Origin of the sequence: Rhodococcus sp. 06-235-1A, from assembly GCF_002258785.1 — a bacterium.
Classification (GTDB): Bacteria; Actinomycetota; Actinomycetes; order Mycobacteriales; family Mycobacteriaceae; genus Rhodococcoides.
In genome coordinates, this window is record NZ_NOYI01000002.1 from 315,115 (window position 1) to 333,996 (window position 18,882).

Genomic DNA, 18,882 nt, shown 5'->3' on the forward strand with positions numbered 1-18,882 from the left:
GAAGCCGGTGACACGGTTCGTCCACGATCCGCGCGGAGTCGAGCTCGGAATTTCCGCCCGACGTCGCCAAAAAGTTCGGCCGATCCCGCCCGAGAAACAAGCGTGGGCAATATCATGGCGATTTCATCCAGGCAGATGACCCGTTCCACAGGTGCGCCGCCATCCCCTGGTCGGTGCCGAGGCGGCGTTTCCGTCTGTCTCGGCGGGTACGGGGGTTGGGCATGGTTTCGGACGTCATCGACTGCAAGGTCGTGTTCGCACACGACATGGAGCAGGTGTGCGAGGTCTTGAGCGCGGTCGAGTTGTTCCCACGCTATTTCCCCGGTCTCGAATACTGCACGCTGCGTGACACCGCCACCGGGTATCGATGCGGCGTCGGCGGTGTCGAGCACAACATCGAGCTCGTCGTGAACCGGCGTAATCAACCGATCATCACCATCGAGCACACCGAATCCGGTGGCTTCATCAGATTCACCCTCTCCAGACGCTCGGCCGGCGAGACGAAGATCGATGTGACCGTGTTCAGGGCGGGTCTCGGCGGAGCCTATGCACCCCAGCCCGAACACAACCGCGCGGTCGTCGACTGGGTCATGGGCGGTCTTCGCAGACTGGGGAATTCTCTTTCCGGCACGGCTGACTCCGTTGTCGCGAACAGCGGCGACTCCCGGTCGCTGCAATTGGCGATCCTGAAGACGATGGTGGGAACAGGCGTCGTCCGTGCCGCACGTCCCGACCGCGCGTACCGGCAGTTGAACTCGCTGGCGAAGTGGGGCTTCACCTTGGGAGGCGGATTCGCGGCCGCTACGGCGAAGTCGCCGGACGAGATTGCCGTTGTCGACGACCGAGGAACCCGTACGTTCGCGGAGATCCACCACCGGTCACACCGCATCGCAGCAGGTCTCGATGCATCAGGGATTCGTCCCGGGAGCACGGTCGGAATTCTGGCCCGTAACCACTCGGCCATGATCGAATGCACTGTCGCATGCGGCATGCTCGGAGTCGAGGTCGTGCTTCTCAACACCGGCCTCGCGGCGCGTCAGATCGAGACGATTGCCGCTCGCCACCAGCTCCGAATGCTGTTCGTCGACGACGAATTCGACTCGATGGTTCGATACCTGCCGGACGACGTCACCCGAGTCAGTCTCTCGTCTCATACCGCCATTCCGCGTCGACGCACCCTCGAGCACTTCGTAGCACCCCCGTCTGCCACATTCGTACGGCCGGATCGCCCCGGGTCGGTCGTCGTGTTGACCTCAGGGACCAGCGGGTCGCCGAAGGGCGCACTCCGTCCCACCCCGAGGGGCTTCGGCACCATCGCGGCGATGTTGTCTCGGATGCCTCTCAAGACGAACGAGCGGATGCTCATAGCAGCACCCATGTTTCACAGCTGGGGGCTCGCAGCCTTGCAGATCAGCACTTCCTTGCGAGCCACCGTGGTGCTCCAGGATCGATTCGATGCAGAAGACTGCCTGCGCGCGATCGAAGAGAATCGATGCACCTCGTTGATCGCGGTACCTATCATGCTGCAGCGAATCCTCGATCTGCCCGAGGCGGTGCGATCCCGTTACGACACCTCCAGTCTGCGCGTCGTCGCCTGCAGCGGTTCCGCCCTGACCGGGTCGACGGTCAGCCGCTTCATGAACGTGTTCGGCGACATTCTCTACAACTTCTACGGTTCCACCGAGGTCTCGTGGGCCACGATCGCCACCCCCGACGACCTGCGCGCGTCACCTGGCACCGCAGGACGTCCGCCGCTCGGCACGACCATCGCGGTGCTCGATGCCGAGGGCACCCCCGTGCCGGTGGGAACTCTCGGCCGCATTTTCGTCGGTAACGACATGCTGTTCGACGGCTACACCAACGCCGAACCTCCGCCCACCGCGTCGGCACGTGGAGCCGCGTTGATGGACACCGGAGATCTCGGGTACATCGACTGCAACGGGCGGTTGTTCGTGTGCGGCAGGGACGACGAGATGATCATTTCCGGTGGCGAGAACGTATTTCCTGGACCGGTCGAGGATGCAATCGCCAATCTCCCTCAGGTCGGCGAGGTCGCCGTTGTCGGTGTGCCCGACAGCGAGTACGGACAACGTCTTGCTGCGTTCGTCGTCGGCCGCGGTGCCGCTGGTCTCGATGCGGACATGGTGCGCGCCTACATTCGAAACCGGCTGAGCCGCTTCTGCGTTCCCCGGGACATCACCTTCCTCGACGAACTCCCCCGCACGGCGACCGGCAAGGTCATCAAGAGAATGCTGATCGAACCCCCGGCCGCCGCCGGAATGTGAACCGGGTTTCGTCTATCACTCGACAGCCCGACCCAAGGGATCCCGCAGGCACTCGGCTGCATCGGCATCGAGGGCGTACAGGGCCACAGATTCGACCGGTTCGGCAATGTCGGCGGTGCCCGGACAGGGGGTTCGACCGAATCGAGACCTCATCGATCGACGCCTGACATGATCTGACGACACCACGGCAGACGAAAGGCAGCACCATGATCGACGACGAGTTCACCACAGAGGACAGGGGCCCGCGCTTCCGGGATGGACTGGCCGTTCGACAGGACGTGATGGGTGAAGAATTCGTCGAACGGGCATTCGCCGCTGCCGAGGACACCGACTCCGCCGCACTTCAGGATTTCGTCACCGACACCGTATGGGGTGGTGTGTGGACGCGTCCCGGACTCGATCACCGCAGCCGCAGTCTCCTCAATCTCGGAATCCTCATCGCGCTGCGAGCGCACGAGGAACTTGCAGGTCACGTGCGCGGAGCACTTCGCAACGGCCTCACCCGAACGGAAATCACCGAGAGCGTCATTCACACAGCGGGCTACTGCGGAGCGCCGGCCGCACTGGCGGCGATGCGCGTCGTGCAGAAAGTGCTCGACACGGAATTGGGACCGCTCGATACGGCGGACAAGTCGGACAACCGATGACGGCACATCTTGTCGCTCGAGATATATCTCGATCCGTCACAACAACGACGTGAGCTTCGAATTGTGTGAAGACGCGTCGGCCGGTCAGTGGCTGCTCGATCAGAGTCTTCCCTGGTACCACTTGGCGGGTCGGGGTCCGATCGGGTTCGAGAAGTACGCGCGGGTGTTGTTCATACCCGATCCCGACTTTCCGGGACAATCTACCGGCGACGTCGAATTCGAGCAGAAGATCAGCGAACTGGCGCAGGTCGGCGTGGCACTCGACGTCCTGTCTCGCTACACGACCACGCCGGACGAGTGCTACTTCGCTCTGTGGGACGGGTGGAGTTCGATCGACATCGCCTCACCGCCGAAGTTCGAGGTCCCGAATCGTGACTACTTTCTTTTTCGAGGTTCACTCGCGGACTACGAAAGTTGGAGCAGCGACGATCCACTTCTCTGGCCGTATGGCGACTCACCAGATCCCGCGTTCATCTGGCCTGCCGATCGTGCGTGGTGCGTCACCAATGACGTCGACCCTCACTTCGCCACGGTCGCAGGCAGCGCCGAGGCCGTCGACCGCGTTCTGGCCGAAGCGGCCATCGATACCGTCACCGACCACCCCGACATCGAGCCGCCCTACTGGGACTGACCCACTCGGATCGGCCGGCTGCGCATACTGCTTACGAATTGGGTACCCCGGATCCATGCCTGAACTACCCGAAGTGGAAAACGCCCGACAGGTCGTCGAAAAAGCCCTCGATCGCGTCATCGTCGACATCGATGACACCGACTCGTTCGAATGCCGACCGCACGTGCCAGGCGATATTGCCCGTGCATTGACGGGCGGGAAACTCACCGAGGCGCGTCGACAGGGCAAGGCGATGTGGTGCGAGACCGTCACGGCCGACGGCGCGAGTGGCCCGGCCCTGGGCATCCACCTGGGTATGGGCGGGCGTGTCATCGTCACCGCTCCCGACGGTGAGCGGACGTCGCGGTACGGAGGAGGCGATCCCCACGTCGGTGAGCGCCCGACCGACAAACCCGAGTGGACGCGCTTCTCGATGACCTTCGACGACGGTGGGCAGCTTCGACTCTTCGACAAGCGCCGTCTCGGCCGGGTTCGACTCGAACCCGACATCGGCGCTCTCGGACCGGATGCCGCGGAGATCACACGTGACGACTTCCGTGACCGAATCGGTTCCAGCGGTGCGCCTCTCAAAGCACGACTGCTCGACCAAGCGGCAATAGCGGGAGTCGGCAATCTTTTAGCGGACGAGGTGCTCTGGCAGAGCGAGCAATCCCCGTCCAGGCGCGCCAAGTCGCTCACGACGGAGGAACTCGACGAACTGCGTGTGGTTCTGCGCCGCGCGATCAGATCAGCGATGAAGAAGGGTGGTGTGCACACCGGGGAGATCATTCCGTTCCGAAAAGCGGACGCGGCGTGCCCTCGATGTGGTGCGCCGATGGCTCGCGGAACGGTGGGCGGCCGCACGACGTGGTGGTGTTCTCGCGAGCAATCCTGATCCGGTCCATCACGTAGATCATTCCCGATGACCCTGTAGGACAGTATTTTTCGGAAAAGTCAAGCTGATTCCGGATGCGGCACAATGCCACCGGACGGCGTACGGTGTTGGCAGCTTCGGACCCTGCCGAGGCAGCGAATTTCGCCGGAGGGTGCATGCGTTCGACCGCCTACACAGACCCAGCCCCGCACGTCACCTATTTGCCGCACCGTCATTGTTTCGCCGTCTGGCACAGCACTCCGCAGGCGTCGCTTCGAGGACGGGTCACTCCCATCGAGCTCGCGCTTCCCGGCGCGAATGGAACCGTTGCCGTGTGCACCGTGGAAGCGCAACTCGTAGCCGCGAACGGTAGCGAGCTCCTATCCGCCGCCGGCTCCACGGGAGATCCTTCGGCACGGGGATGGTTGTCGATCTTGGACCACATCGAGGACAATCCTGACCTGCGTCTGGTTCCTCCAGCGCTCGTCGACGCACTCCCGCCTGCCGCACATGCAGTTCCCAATGCCGGCGGCTCCAGCGTGCTGACTGCACATGGTGCCGCTGACGCGCTCCGCGCCAGCCTGCGCATGCAAGACGATCTGACCGAGAGTGCGTCGACCTTCACTCCGAGGCCCTATCAACTGCACGGTGCGTCCTGGGTGCCGACGGTTCAAGAGACCGGCGGCGGCGGAATCCTCGCCGACGAGATGGGGCTGGGCAAGACGCTCCAGGCCATTTCGCACATGATCGTCGGAGCGCGGCGAGGCGAGGGCAGCTATCTGGTCGTCTGCCCGACGTCGCTGATCAGCAACTGGCGCCGTGAGATCGAGAACTTCTCCGACGGGGAATTGGTCGTCAACGTGTACCGCGGACCGTCCCGCAGCCTCGAGCAATGCGCCGACGCGGGTTCGGTGACAGTCACCGGATACCCCACCCTGCGCACCGACACAGATCGATTGAGCGAAATATCCTGGAGCACTGTGTTCTTCGATGAGGCGCACGTGATGAAGAACTCGCGGACCAAGATTGCTCGCGCAGCGCGTCGGCTGAAGTCCACCACGCGGATAGCCCTGACCGGCACTCCCGTCGAAAACCGCATGGACGAACTCTGGGCACTGATCGATCTCACCAATCCCGGACTGCTCGGAACCCGGGCTCGGTTCACCCGACGATTCTCGGCACCCATCGAGCAGGGAGGTTCGGCGGCCGCACTCGCACAATTGTCGAGCGCGATCGCGCCGGTCGTCCTCCGCCGGACCAAGGCCGAGGTTGCGACGGATCTGCCGCCGAAGCACCACATCGACGTTCTCTGTCCGATCTCGAACGAGCAAGCGTCACTGTACAACTCGGCCGTCGAGGAAGCATTCGATACCGGCTTCGGATCGAAGCGCGCACGAGGGACTGCGGTGTTGGCGCTACTGACCTCGCTCAAACTGATCTGCAACCATCCGGGGCTCGTCAACGGCGACTTGTCCCGATTGGCCGATCGCTCCGGCAAACTCGACAGGCTCACCGAAATCATCGAAGAACTTGCCGAATCCTCGCAGGCTGCGCTCGTGTTCACTCAGTACCGTCGGACCGGCGAGATCTTGGCGGAGCATCTCGAAAGCCTCACCGGTGCCCCGATTCCGTTCTTTCACGGCGGGCTCGACGTGGACAAGCGCGACAAGATGATCGACGAATTCCAGAACAGCGACCGATCCCCTGTCATGGTTCTCAGCCTGAGGGCGGCGGGGTACGGCCTCAATCTCACCCGCGCCAGCACGGTGATCCACTACGACCGATGGTGGAACCCCGCGGTCGAAGCGCAAGCTACCGACCGGGTTCACCGAATCGGACAGAAGTCTCGGGTGACGGTCATGGCACTGACGACGGAAGGAACACTGGAGGAACACATAGCATCACTCCACACCCGCAAGAAGGCGATCGCTGGTCTGACCGAGAGCAACAACGAGTTGGCTCTGGCGGCGCTCGACGACTCGACATTGCGAGAAACGCTGTCGTTGCGGGCGGTGGCGCGCTGATGGCCACAACACCGCAGCCTGCGGCTTTCGGCTCGACGCCGTGGGGCAAAGACTGGGTCCGTCGAGTCGAACCCATCACTGTCATCCGGCCGAACCCGATGCTCCCGCGGGCACGAAGCCTGGTGCGCAACGATGCAGTGTCCCTGGACCACAACAACATCGGCGAGTTTCGCTGCGTCGTGTCCGCGGGTAAGAGGAGCGAGACGGCCGTGCTTGCACTCCCCCGATATTCGGCGGCCGAACGGAAGTCGGTGCTGCGCATCCTCGCCCGCCACACGCGCGGCGGTGCAACCAGCGGTGACCTCCCCGACGAAGTCCACGCCGAACTCGTGGCGAGCAAGCTGTCGCCGGTCCCGGACAGCACCGAAGCGTCGTGCACTTGCTCCGGCAGAATCGACCCTTGCCTCCACGTGACGGCCGCTACCTACGCCATCAGTCTGATTGTCGACCAGATGCCGACATCGGCGTTGGCCGTCCGCGGAATCGATCTGTCGGCCGCGACTACATCGAGGGACGTTCTCCGACGCTGGATGCCGATCGGAAGTCTCGACGGCTCAGCGTTCTTCGGTTGACCTGAGACCTGCGGCCTGAACTCAGGACGTCGCTTCGACTGCCAGTCGAGCGAGCGTGTCGTTCAGCTGATCTTCGGTCACCAGCGGGAACTTGATCTGCTGCAGCAACTTCTTGTCCGTGACCTTGGACCAGTCGTAAGTGTGGCGCACCAGCGTCTCGTTGGGGCCCTGAGATTCCAGCTCCCACAGCCACTCCCAGCCGGGGGGCTCGTTGCCGGCGGGTGCCGTCTTCCATGCGACCAGCTTGTCCTTGATGTAGCCGGACACGTGGTTGTCTGTCTGGTACTCCCCGCCCATGTGGTCACCCTGCATGTTCATCGTGAACTTCTCGCCGACCTTCTGAATCCGGTCGGCGTGGTCCACGCTGCGCACGAAGCCCGATCCGTCGAGCGCCTGATGCCGCTCGGGATTGGACAGGACGTCGAATACTGCGTCGACGGGTGCTTCGATGGTGCGTTCGACTGTGACCTTGGCATTGTCTGTCATGCTTTCCGCTTGCCCAGAATTCGTCATCTTCAATCGCGATCGGACAGATTCTTCGATCGAAGGTCACTGCTGCTCATTCACCGAGGTTCATCGACTCGACCTGATCGATGGCATCGATCAGAGTTTTCTCGGTAACAATGGCTGCTGTGTTGTGAACATGAGGTGCGGCGAGCGCTGCAACAGCGAGTGCGCGAATCTCCTCGGCCGTGGCATCGTGCATTCCCATATCCGACAGTGACCTCGGAAGCCGCAGCGCACGAAGAATATCCGCAATCTCGACCACGGTCTCCGCCCGATGAGATTCGAGCACGAGCTGAACGATCAAGCCGTAGGCGACGTGGTAGCCGTGCAGCGCCGATCGTGTCCCGCGTCCGGCCATCAGTCCCCGGGTCATGCAGTGTGCAATCGAGAGTCCGCCGTTCTCGTACCCGATCCCGGACATCAGCACGACGGCCTCCACGACGGCTTCGACGGCCGAGTTCAGTTCACCGTTCTCGACTGCCTTCACAGCCTCGACCGAATGCCGAGTCAAGACATCGAAACATCCGTTTGCGACGATGCCGCCGATGTCGAGCGGACGGGTCCCCTGCATCGTCGTTCCCGTGCCGAGACTGCATCCCGCGGCTTCGAACTTCTTGGCCAGCGCATCGCCGATACCGGAGATCAAGAACTCGACCGGCGCCTGCGAGATCAATTCGGTGTCGACGACTACACAGCTCGGGTTGAAGTCCAGATGGCCGACCTCGCACAACACGTGGTCGTCGTTGTAGATGGCCAGGACTCGTGCTGTGGGGCCGTCGTTGGATGCGATGGTCGGGCAGGTGATCATCGCGGCATCGAGATCGATGGCCACACCCTTGGCAAGGTCGAGTGCCTTTCCGCCGCCGACGCCGACGACGACGTCGCGACACCGATCGCTGACCGAGGAGACATGCTCGGCAATGTTCGTGCGAGTCACATCACCCGAGCACGGCAGGACCGCGAAGTCGACTCCAGCCGCCTCGAACGAGTCCGTCAGAACCGATCCCAGCTTGTCCAGGACGAACTCGTCCACCACGAGCAGTGGACGACGGCCATGAGGGACGGTGAATTCGGCGAGGCGCTTGATCACCCCCGGCCCCTGGATGTACTGACGGGGTGCCCCGAACCGGCGATAGTCGGCCGTCATCGAAACGCCCAATTTCCCGTCACCACGGCATCGGTGACAGCACCCTGGTCCAGGCCGAACATCGTTTCGTTGTACGACTGAGATCCGCAGGGATGGAAGCGGTCGTGCAGTCCGATTCTGGTGACCGGAACCGCGATCCCGTGATCGTGCACAAGCTCCGTGACCGCTGTGCCCAATCCGCCTGAGCGCAAGCCGTTCTCCACGACGACGACGCGCCCGACCGACGACGCGACGTCGATGATCGCCTGCTCGTCCAGTGGCTTGATGGTCGGTACATGCAGGACCGCGGCCGAGACACCCAGATCGCGAGCGGTATCCGCCGCCTTCATCGCGCGTTCGGTCATGAATCCCGTGCTGATGACAGCGACATCGCTCCCTTCACGGACCAGCCGTGCCGTGCCGACGACGAATTCGAAGTCGTTCTCGTCGAACACGACGGGTACCTTGCCGCGCAGGTTGCGGATGTAGAACGTTCCCGGTGTCGCCGCCGCAGCACGCACCGCGTGCCTGAGTTCGACGGCATCGCACGGGTCGATGACCGTCAGATCCGGAACGCTGCGCATCACCACGAGATCCTCCAACGACTGATGGGTGGCGCCGTACGGATTGACCAGCCCTGGCGAGCCGGCGATGATCTTGACGTTCGCCTTGCTGTGCGCGCAGGCGATCGCGATGAAGTCCAGCGCTCGTCGTGACAGGAATGCGGCGTAGGTGGCGCAGAATGCAGTCTTGCCCACCTTTGCCAATCCGGCTGCCATCATGACGGCACTCTGTTCGGCGACTCCAGCGTTGAAGTATCGCTCCGGGTAGGCGTTCATGAACGGCACGATGTCGGAGTACTTGGACATGTCCGCGCTGAGGCCGACGATCGACGAATCGGTCTTGGCCAGTTCGACCAATTCGTTGCCGAACGGCGCTGTTTCGTACGGCCCTTGGACGTCGGCGATCTCGCCCATACCGCCGGCTCGGTTCAGTAGATCAGACACGATTGTTCTCCAATTCTTCGATGAGCGAGGCCCATTCACCCGGTTCGACGCGCACGAAATGGGCTCGTTCGCGAGCGACGAGCGTCGGCACTCCGTGACCGGGTGTGGTGCGAGCGATGATCACTTTGGGTTTGTCCGTCACGTGGTCCAGCTGATCGAAGGCGGCACACAATGCGTCGACATCGTTGCCGTTCACCTCGGCTACGGCCCAACCGAAGGACGACCATTTGTCGGCGATCGGTTCCATGTCCAGCACCATGGGACCGTCTGCCTGGATACCGTTGCAATCGACCACCGCGGTGAGGTTGCTACACCCGAAGCTGGCGGCGGACATGGCCGCTTCCCACGTGGATCCTTCTTGGAGTTCACCGTCGGACAACTCCACGATCACCTTCGATTCGCGCTCGTCCAACCGGAGGCCCAGTGCCATCCCGACGCCTTGGCCGAGTCCGTGACCGAGAGATCCACCGGTGATCTCGACGCCTGGTGTCTCGTCGAAGGTGCTCATCGGTAGGTCGCTACCGTTGAGGCCATAGGTTGCGATCTCCCCGTCCGAGAGAATGGCGAGTTCGGCCAGCACGGCGTACAACGCCACGGAGTAGTGACCCGTGGACAGTACGAATCGGTCTCGGTCGATCCATTCAGGATCGGTCGGATCGAAACGCAGCTGACGGAAATAGACGACGGCTAGGACGTCGGCGATACCGAGGCCTTGAGCGATGTACCCCTCGCCCTTGTCCGCGGCCATGTTCATCATGCGTCGGCGCAGAGCAAAGCTCTTGTCGCGCAACTCGTCCGACGTGGTAGCGCGATCGGGGCTGGTGTTGATGACAGTCATTCAGTGAACCTCGCTCTTGTCCTGTGTCTTGTAGCTGTCGTCGGCATGGAAGGTCCCGTCGATGGTGATGCCGCCGTCGACCTTGAGTAGGACTCCGGTGACGAACGACGCGTCCTCGGAGACCAGGAACGAAATGGCCGACGCGACTTCTTCCGGATATCCGAAGCGCATCAACGGCGTTCGCATCAGGAGCCGGTCACGGTCGAGGGTGCCTCCCGCGATTCCGGACTGCATCATTCCGGTGTCCATGTAACCGGGCGCGACGGCATTGACCCTGATGCCTTTCTTGCCCCACTCGGCGGCCAGGGTGCGGGTCATTCCGACCACTCCCGCCTTCGCCGTCGTGTAGGCCAATCGGTGTGGCAAGCCGAATGTCGATCCGACAGACGCCAGGTTGACGATCGCCGGTGCCGACGACGAAAGCAATCGCGGGTACGCCGCTCTACTGCATCTCATCGCGCCGCCCAGGTGGACCGACAGCTCGCGTTCCCAACGGTCCGATTCGATGTCCTCGGCGCTCGAACGCGAGATGATGCCGGCATTGTTGACCAAGACGTCGAGGCCTCCTGCCACGGAGTCGACTACGTCGAAGCAGGCCTCCACCGAGGCGTCGTCCGTGACATCGACAGCTGCGGCGGTTGCTCCGATCCCGTCCGCGGTCAACCGATCGACGGCTGCCTGTGCGCGGTCGTCGACGATGTCGGCGACGACCACGTGGAAGCCGTCCTCTCCCAATCGATGTGCGGTCGCCAGACCCAGCCCTTGCGCTCCCCCGGTGATCAGGGCTACGCGTGTCATCCAGTGGCTCCATCTTCGGTGTCGATCAGAAGCGATCGATCGTGGGCCTGCCGAACGCCGATGTCGTGGAGTTCGCGGTCCGACTTGTCGCTCAACGGCTCCCATTTGATGATCACGCACGCGAGAAGTCCGACCAACGGTGCAGCCATCAGGATCAGCAGCGTTGTCGGTGTACCGAAGGCTTCGCGCATCACCGGGAAGCAGAACAGTCCGACGACACCGGCTGCGCTGCGTGAGATAGTGACCAACTGCGAGCCGCGAGCGCGCAGTTCACTTCGGTACGCCAGCGGTCCCATGGTCAGCCCGGCGGTGCCCGGAGCGGCTGCGTGACAGAAGATGAAGAAGGACGGAACCAGGAAGCCGGCCAGGATCGGCATGTCGGACCACGTCGCGAGGACGAAGATCGCCAGTGCCACACCGGCGAATCCCCACGCCGAACTGATCCGAACGCCGAAGCGGCGAGCGAAGTACACCGCGAGAACTCCACCGACGATGCCGAACAGATTGAACACGATCGACCCCGTGATTGCCATCGCGAACCCCGAGCCGAACAGATCCATCGAGATGATGGGCAGGTAGAAACCGATGGCGAAGTACTGCAACGCCTCGGTGAATCCCACGATATTCGCCAGGACGGTGCGCTGTCGATATTCCTTGTCCCACAACGCCGACCACTTCACCTTGATCGCCGGAGCCGGAACGACTTCGGCCATCCGCGACCGATCGACGGTCACCTCACGGCCGAGGATCCGAGTCAGTGACCGTGCCGCGCCGGGGAGATCACCTCGCGCCGCAAGCCATTTCGGACTCTCCGGCATGAACCAGATGCGGGCGAGAAGAAGTACGAACGCGATAGCACCGGCGACACCGAGACTCCATCGCCAGACGTCGAGGCCCGCGCCGAGTTCGTAGGCTGCGAGCGTCACGAGCAAGGCCAAGCTGGTCGACGTATACCACTGGGCTTGCGAGAAGCTCAGCCAACTTCGCTTGTTCTTCGGTAGGAGCTCGGCCAGGTACGCGAGAGCGATACCGAGGTCGATACCGTACGCGATTCCGCCGATGAGCCTGCCACTGAGCAACATGCCGTACGACTGAGCCGACATCATCGTCAGCGCACCGACGACGGCGAGTGCCTTCGCAATGACCAGGAATCGAACGCGCCCGATGCGGTCACCCAACTTGGCACACGTCAGCGCTGCGAGAACACTTGCGCTGTAACCGATTGCGCTCAGCGTGCCGACGTCGTTGCCGCCAAGACCCAGCTGCTCGGTGATAGCACTCATGCCACCACTGAGCGCCCCGGTGTAGAAGGCCTCGAAGCCCAACCCCGCCAGAGCGAGACCCAGGATGATCCAGTGCATCCGGCCCTTGACGCTACCTTCGTCGATGATGCGCTCGACGTCCTCCGGCGAGCTGACGGTCAGTTTCTCGTAGGACCTGACGGTCGACTGCGCGCTCATGCGGACTGACCTTCGAGTGGCTTGCCGATCTTGGCCTCGGCTTCGAGGGCCACAGCGTCACCCTCGTCGAACGGCTCCCACATTATTGCCTTGCACACACCGACGCCGATGAGAGGAACGACGGCGAAGATCGTGATGGTGGTCGACAGTCCGTACGCCTCGACCATGTTCGGGAAGGCGTAGAGGCCGACGATCCCACCCAAACTCTGTGACACCGTCGCGATCTGGCCGCCGCGCCCTCGAAGATCGCTGGGGTACGCCATCGCCGCCATCGTCAGACCCGAAACACCGGGGCCGGCGGAGTGGAAGAAGATGAATAGGGCAGGCACCAGGAACATCAGTGCCGTCGGGAGCGAGTCGAAGAAGACACCGAGGATCAGGATCATGGCGGCGACGGCCAAGAACCCGTACATCGCGGCACCGTGCGCTCCGAGCTTGCGAGCGACCCAGATGGACGCCACACCACCCACGATGCCGAACAGATTGAACACCACTGAGCCGAATATGGCCTCACCGAAACCTTTTCCGAACAGCGTCAGAGCTATCACCGGAAGGTAGTAGGCGACGGCGTAATACTGCAGGGCCTGCATGGCGGTGACGCCGTTGGCCAGGATGGTGCGACGGCGATAGGTCGAGTTGAACAGGTCGGACCACTTGGCCGTGTCCGGACGGTCCGCATCGACGGCCAGTATCCCCGAGGCGGGGAAGATCGGTTCGATCTCGTAGACCTGCTCGAGAGACTTCTTCAACCGAGCCAGATCGTTCTTCTCTGCGAGCCACCGCGGACTCTCGGGCATGAACAGCATCTGTCCGACGGTGACGATGACCGCGAACACAGCCGCTGCACCGAGCGCCCAGCGCCAGATGTCCAGACCGAGGTCGAGGTTGTACAGGCCGAGTACGACGAGCAGAGCGAACGAACTGGAGATGTACCACTGCGCCTGCCAGAAGTTGAGCAGGTGCCGACGCAGCTTGGGTAGGAACTCCGCCAGGTACGCCATGGCAACGCCGAGGTCGATACCGTACGCGGCACCTGCCAGGCAGCGACCCAGAACGAGGATCCAGAAGTTCGGTGCGGTCGCCATGATGATCAAGGCCACGACCGCGACGATCTTGGCCAGAACCATGAGCTTGACGCGACCGAGGCGGTCGGCCAGGAAACCGCAGGTCAATGCGGCAATAAGTGTAGCGATGTACCCGTAGGAGCTGACCAGGCCCACTTCGTTGGCGCTGAGGCCCAGCTGTTCGGTCATGGGGCTGGTACCGGCGCTGAGGACCGCGAGATAGAAGGCCTCGAATGCAATTCCGCCGAGCCCCAGAACGAGCAGTAGTTTGTGGCGGCGGGTTCGAATGTCCTCGAGGTCGATCAGATCGTTGATGTCCCGAACCGAATTGATCGTCAGAGATCGCATATCGGATTCCGTTCTGTCACAACCTCATCGGTTGTGTCCGACTAGATGTTGGGGGGTGAGGTATTGCGAGGATGCCAAGGGCTTCGAGAGGAGCCTCCAGCGAGAGATCAGGCGCGTATTCGGAAAGCCTGTTGGCCCCGTAGTAGCCGTAGTTCGCGCCGGCAGTGCGCAGGCCGGCGGCTCTCCCGGCGAGAATGTCCTGCGGGCCGTCACCGACGTACCAAGAACCGGTCGGGTCGATGCCCGACCTCTCCACCCCGAGGTGGATCGGGGTCGGATCCGGCTTGCGTTGGATCGAATCATCGGCAGTGACGATGCAGCTGAGCAAAGCCGGGTCGATTCCCACCCACTCGAGATCGAGTAACAATCGTTGCCGCGACTTGTTGGTTACGATACCGAATTTCGTTCCGCTGGTGGTCAATTCGGAAAACAAATCGAGAGTTCCTTCGTACGGACGCACGTGCCTGTACGCCCCACCGATGTAGTGACCGCCGTATGCAGCAACGAGCTCCTCCGGATCACCATCCGACCACGTCGCGAACACCTCCATCGGACGCGGGGCCATCAGAACGTGCGGGTCCTCCAACTCGGCGGGCAGCGACACCCCCAACTGCTCCTCGAACGTGCTGCGGTAAGCAGCGACTATCGCAGCACCCGAGTCGACCAGCGTGCCGTCGAAGTCGAACAGAACCCCTTTGCTCACAATCGATTTCGAGCTCGTCATCGTACATCGACCGGCTCGTAAGCGAAGAATTGCGCGGGGTTCACGACGAACAGTTGGTGGATCAGTTTGTCGTCCATCCGCCCCTGCACCTGCGTGGCCAACCCTGCAAAGCCAGGAGTTCCGCCATAGCTCGGCTGATAGCTGGGACGACCGAGGTCACCGGACACCATGATCTTGGTGAATCCCTCGTCGAACAGTCTCTCCACGAACGAGATTCGAATGTCGTCCGATGGGTACTTCGGCTTGGTCCAGTGATCGAAGCCCAGCCATACCCCGGTCCCGGCGAGCGCACGGATGTAGTCGTAGTCGAGATTCCGGTCGACGTGCCCGATCAACACTCGGTTCGGATCGACGCCGTGACCCTCGAAACCTGCCACCTGCACAGTGCCGAGCGTTCCTGCCTGACAGTGCGTGGAGATCGGCGCACCGGTTGCGAGATGGGCTTGCGCCGTTGCTTTTTGGACCTTCTTCTCGTCGTCCCGAATATGGTCGGTCCGGCAGGTCCCGTACTTGATGACACCGGCACGTGCGGTGGTTCCGTCGATCCCGACGGTGACGTCCTCGACGAACCTCTGCGCCAACTCGTCGACACTCTCGGTCTCGACGGAATCCGGGTAGTAGATACCCTTCTGGTAACCCGACGCGGACACCACATGAACATCGCTGCGGCTCGCGGCGGCCAGCAGCTTCTCTGCGTTTCGCCCGTAGTCCGCCGTGGTCATCTCGATCAATGCACCGCCGCCCACCGCCATGAAGTCGTCGAGTTCGCTCACCGCGTTGTCCACGTTGTGCAACACCATGTCCGAGTCCTCGTTGGTGGCCCACGCCGGTGGGTTGGTGAACAGGTGCTCGTGACACAGGGTCTGTCCGAGATCCGCCGGATCGATATCTCCCAGAACGGTTCTGACGATCATGAAGTCTCCTGTTGTGAATGGGCGAAAGTGAATTGCGCGGCCCAGACGGGCTCGAGCGGCCCGAGCAGTGCTCGATAGGCACGAAACATGTCTTCGTAGGTGGCAGCGGTGTCCGGGTCGGGGCTGTACACGGCACCGTCCCGTACCAGTGTCGCTGTGGCATGGGCAATGTCGCGATAGTGTTCGACGGCTACCCCGCCCAGCATTGCGGCTCCGAGTGCACCCGACTCGGAGACATCGGGCACGAACATCTGCTTCTGCAAGACGTCGGAGATGATCTGACACCAGGCGGCGCTGCGCGCTCCGCCTCCGGTGAGTCGAATTTCGGTGATGTCGGTCGGCATCGCCTCGTAGCAGTGACGGATGGAGAGAGCCGTTCCTTCCAGTACCCCACGAATCATGTTGTCCACCGTCGTGTCCATGCCCAATCCGACGAAGCTCCCCCGCGCCTGCACGTTGACGAACGGTGCCGTCGCTCCGGCCGTGTTGAGATAGGGGTGGAAGATCAACCCGTCGTTCCCTGGCTTTGTGCGTCCGACAGCGTCCGCAACGGTAGTTCCGAGTGTTCTCTCACCACACTTGATCTCGGCCGCAACATCGCTACAGAAGGTCTCTACGACCCAATCCAGGCAGAGTGTTCCACCTCCGGAATTGGTGATCTGGCGCTGCCAGCGACCTTCAGGCATCAAGAAGCTGAAGCCCACTCCGGGAGGATCGAACAGCGGTTGCGCGCTCGACGTGCCGTTCATCAAGCTGGTGCCAAGCGTCGTGGTGGCTTGGCCGTCCCCCTGGGCGCCGATGCCGATCATGTTCGCCGTCGCGTCGCCACAACCGGCACCGACAGCAGTCCCCACCGGAAGTCCGGTCATCGCGGACGCTTCGGGCGTGACATGGCCGATGACGGAGGTGCTGGACAGTACGGAGGGAACGAATTCCTCGGCCTCTGGGATACCGAACGCCTCGAATATGTGACCGGATGTCGACCGCGCTGTCAGGTCACACGGCCAGAAGGACAGATCGGACTCCTCGGTGGCGATCACACCGGTGAGTCGATAGTTCACGTAGTCCTTGGCCATGAACACGGTCGAGATGCGCGAGTACCGCTGCGGCTCATGCATTTTCAACCATGCGAGCAGCGGGTAAGGCATACCGGGGATCATCGCGTTTCCGCCGATCGAGTACAACTTTCCATCCAGGTCCCGGTCGACCACATCGTTCAGGACCTCGGCCGCTCGCGCGTCCGGCCAACAAATGGCGTTTCCGACCGGGGTCCCAGCATCATCGAGCGCCCAGAGACCGCCCATATGCCCGGTCACTCCTACTGCCAGAAAACGCGTATCGGCGGGCAGTCGGTTCACGACATCGGCAATGGTTCGGGCAGTGGTTTCCCAGGTCTTGTCGCAGTCTTCCTCGTGACGGTCGCTACCGGTGCGGACAGACGGCGTAGGACACCCGGATTCCGCCAGCAGCATTCCCGTGAATGCATCCACCGCGATGGCCTTGATCGAGCTGGTCCCCTTGTCGACGCCGACGAGCACAGTCGGCGGCGCAGATTCAGACATCGGACACCACCTGATGAAGGCCATCGATAGCTGTGCGCATCGAGGTGGCGAATCCCGTCCTCGCAGCGACACCGTGCGTGAGGACGAGAGCGGCCGAATCGGCAGTGGGATGCTCGCACACCAGATGCACCGGATCGGTGACGCCCGCACGGGCGGCGTCGACGACGACTGCCGATAGGCACCCTTCCCACACTGCACCGAGAACTTCGTCGATGGTGGTCCTGTACGACGCACCGACGAGTATTCCCGCATTGGGAGTCGCTGCGGCCCGGTATGCGATCGGCGAGGCACCTGCCAAGTGGGTTGCTATCACGGCGCGTATCCGTGCGCCGTCGTATGACGACGGAGCGAAACGCCGAACGAAGGAATCGAACTCCTTCAGTCCCGATCCGCTCGTGGACGATCGGATCGACCCGCGAACGACTCGATCGAATCGGGTACCGGCACCGAGGTGAATGTGCCAAACATCGGTCACCTCCACCTCCGGGCGGGGGTCATCTGATCCGTCGACGTCGACGGGGCGACTTGCAGCGGCCGTCATCAGGCTCCTCAATGAGCGTCGACCACCGGTTGGGCGGTCCCATCACCGAAATACTTGCAGACTGTCCGGATTCCGGATACTCTGTCCGGAATCCGAAAGTACGGTCTCACAAGGTCATCGAAGTGTCAACGGTCACACTGGGGGGGAATTCATGCCTGTACCGACAGAACTCGAGATCGACCCGAAAAACCACATCGCATCGGTGGTCAAGGCGACCAGGATCTTGGAATCGTTCGATCGTGAATCGCCCGAGCTGTCCATTCAGGAACTCGTCGAACGGTGCGGGTACACCCGCACCACGACGTATCGCATCCTCGACACTCTCGAGCTCACCGGCTGGATCGAACGAACTGCATCCGGTGGCTACAAGATGACCTTGCGCGTGTTCGAGTTGGCATCGAGCGTGCTCGGCAGCTTCGACCTTCGGACCGAGGCCAGTCACGTCATGTCCGATCTGGCCGCACGGTACGACGAGAACGTCTACCTCGTGGTGCCGGACGGTGCCCGAGCCGTGTGTCTCGATCTGATCGAGAGCAGCCGTCCGGTACGTGTCATGTCACTGTCGGTCGGGCGATCGCTACCGTTGTTCATCGGCGGTGCGCCGTTGGCCTTGCTGGCCGAACTCGAGGACACATTCCTCTCACGCGTACTTGCAACCGGACCGCTTGCCACGCCGTCGGGAAAGCCGGTCTCCGAAGAACATCTCCGTCAGGTGTTGGCCGAGACGCGTGCTCGTGGGTATGCCATCAGCATCGAGGACGTCACTCCCGGCGTCGCAGCCCTCGGTGCATGCATCTTCGACCGCGCAGGGCGGCCCGTAGCGGCGTTGAGCTTCGGCGGCTTTCTCGCCAACTTCACCCAACCGCGTCAGGACGAGCTGGCGGCCGCATTGATCGAAGGCGCGCAGCGTATTTCGCTCCGACTCGGATTCCGGGGAAAGCCGTGAACTAGCTCCGAACATCTCCATCTGCAGTCCTGGAC

The 18,882-nt window shown here is 62.5% G+C and carries 18 protein-coding genes; 7 read left to right on the forward strand and 11 right to left on the reverse strand.

Features of this window, described 5'->3' with window-relative positions; all coding sequences use genetic code 11:
- The first annotated feature begins 221 nt into the window (after positions 1–221).
- From CH275_RS01385 to CH275_RS01410, 6 genes are all read left to right on the forward strand, one after another.
- Positions 222–2,285, forward strand: a complete 2,064-nt coding sequence (locus tag CH275_RS01385; protein WP_094674459.1) for an AMP-binding protein — start codon at positions 222–224, stop codon at positions 2,283–2,285.
- Between the two features lie 206 nt (positions 2,286–2,491).
- On the forward strand, positions 2,492–2,932 hold the full coding sequence (locus tag CH275_RS01390) for a carboxymuconolactone decarboxylase family protein (RefSeq protein ID WP_094674461.1): 441 nt from the start codon (positions 2,492–2,494) through the stop codon (positions 2,930–2,932).
- A gap of 49 nt (positions 2,933–2,981) precedes the next feature.
- The gene (locus CH275_RS01395; protein WP_094674463.1) at positions 2,982–3,563 is read left to right on the forward strand and encodes a hypothetical protein; all 582 of its coding nucleotides are present in this window, start codon (positions 2,982–2,984) and stop codon (positions 3,561–3,563) included.
- Positions 3,564–3,618: 55 nt separating this feature from the next.
- Positions 3,619–4,437: a DNA-formamidopyrimidine glycosylase family protein gene (locus CH275_RS01400; protein WP_094674465.1), complete on the forward strand. Its 819-nt coding sequence runs from the start codon at positions 3,619–3,621 to the stop codon at positions 4,435–4,437.
- A gap of 155 nt (positions 4,438–4,592) precedes the next feature.
- Positions 4,593–6,440, forward strand: a complete 1,848-nt coding sequence (locus CH275_RS01405; RefSeq protein ID WP_179275910.1) for a DEAD/DEAH box helicase — start codon at positions 4,593–4,595, stop codon at positions 6,438–6,440.
- Positions 6,440–7,012 (forward strand): hypothetical protein, encoded by a 573-nt coding sequence (locus tag CH275_RS01410; RefSeq protein ID WP_094674469.1) that lies wholly within the window; start codon positions 6,440–6,442, stop codon positions 7,010–7,012. Before CH275_RS01405 ends, CH275_RS01410 begins: the two co-directional genes overlap by 1 nt.
- A gap of 21 nt (positions 7,013–7,033) precedes the next feature.
- Here the strand turns inward: CH275_RS01410 and CH275_RS01415 are convergent, their stop codons facing one another.
- The 11 genes from CH275_RS01415 to CH275_RS01465 all read right to left on the reverse strand — a co-directional run bounded on the left by CH275_RS01415 (position 7,034) and on the right by CH275_RS01465 (position 17,901).
- Complete coding sequence (locus tag CH275_RS01415) at positions 7,034–7,498, reverse strand: SRPBCC family protein (RefSeq protein ID WP_094674471.1); 465 nt, start codon at positions 7,496–7,498, stop codon at positions 7,034–7,036.
- A 73-nt stretch (positions 7,499–7,571) separates the two neighbouring features.
- Positions 7,572–8,666 (reverse strand): iron-containing alcohol dehydrogenase, encoded by a 1,095-nt coding sequence (locus CH275_RS01420; protein ID WP_094674473.1) that lies wholly within the window; start codon positions 8,664–8,666, stop codon positions 7,572–7,574.
- Positions 8,663–9,652: a transketolase family protein gene (locus tag CH275_RS01425; protein WP_094674475.1), complete on the reverse strand. Its 990-nt coding sequence runs from the start codon at positions 9,650–9,652 to the stop codon at positions 8,663–8,665. The genes CH275_RS01420 and CH275_RS01425 overlap by 4 nt, the downstream gene beginning before the upstream one ends.
- A complete protein-coding gene (locus CH275_RS01430; protein ID WP_094674477.1) occupies positions 9,645–10,490 on the reverse strand; it encodes a transketolase in 846 nt (281 codons plus the stop codon). Before CH275_RS01430 ends, CH275_RS01425 begins: the two co-directional genes overlap by 8 nt.
- Entirely contained in the window at positions 10,491–11,288 is a 798-nt protein-coding gene (locus CH275_RS01435) for an SDR family NAD(P)-dependent oxidoreductase (RefSeq protein WP_094674479.1), read from the reverse strand. It lies immediately after the preceding gene.
- Positions 11,285–12,748, reverse strand: a complete 1,464-nt coding sequence (locus CH275_RS01440; protein ID WP_094674481.1) for an MFS transporter — start codon at positions 12,746–12,748, stop codon at positions 11,285–11,287. Before CH275_RS01440 ends, CH275_RS01435 begins: the two co-directional genes overlap by 4 nt.
- Complete coding sequence (locus CH275_RS01445; RefSeq protein WP_094674483.1) at positions 12,745–14,160, reverse strand: MFS transporter; 1,416 nt, start codon at positions 14,158–14,160, stop codon at positions 12,745–12,747. Before CH275_RS01445 ends, CH275_RS01440 begins: the two co-directional genes overlap by 4 nt.
- A gap of 16 nt (positions 14,161–14,176) precedes the next feature.
- Positions 14,177–14,863 (reverse strand): HAD family hydrolase, encoded by a 687-nt coding sequence (locus tag CH275_RS01450; RefSeq protein WP_256990807.1) that lies wholly within the window; start codon positions 14,861–14,863, stop codon positions 14,177–14,179.
- A gap of 17 nt (positions 14,864–14,880) precedes the next feature.
- The gene (locus tag CH275_RS01455; RefSeq protein ID WP_094674487.1) at positions 14,881–15,798 is read right to left on the reverse strand and encodes a phosphotriesterase family protein; all 918 of its coding nucleotides are present in this window, start codon (positions 15,796–15,798) and stop codon (positions 14,881–14,883) included.
- Positions 15,795–17,360 (reverse strand): FGGY-family carbohydrate kinase, encoded by a 1,566-nt coding sequence (locus CH275_RS01460; protein ID WP_094674489.1) that lies wholly within the window; start codon positions 17,358–17,360, stop codon positions 15,795–15,797. Before CH275_RS01460 ends, CH275_RS01455 begins: the two co-directional genes overlap by 4 nt.
- Positions 17,353–17,901 carry a hypothetical protein gene (locus CH275_RS01465; RefSeq protein WP_094674491.1) on the reverse strand — a complete coding sequence of 183 codons (549 nt, stop codon included), beginning with the start codon at positions 17,899–17,901 and terminating at the stop codon, positions 17,353–17,355. Before CH275_RS01465 ends, CH275_RS01460 begins: the two co-directional genes overlap by 8 nt.
- Positions 17,902–18,052: 151 nt before the next feature.
- Between CH275_RS01465 and CH275_RS01470 the strand changes: the two genes are divergently transcribed.
- A complete protein-coding gene (locus CH275_RS01470; RefSeq protein ID WP_094674493.1) occupies positions 18,053–18,847 on the forward strand; it encodes an IclR family transcriptional regulator in 795 nt (264 codons plus the stop codon).
- Positions 18,848–18,882 lie beyond the last annotated feature (35 nt).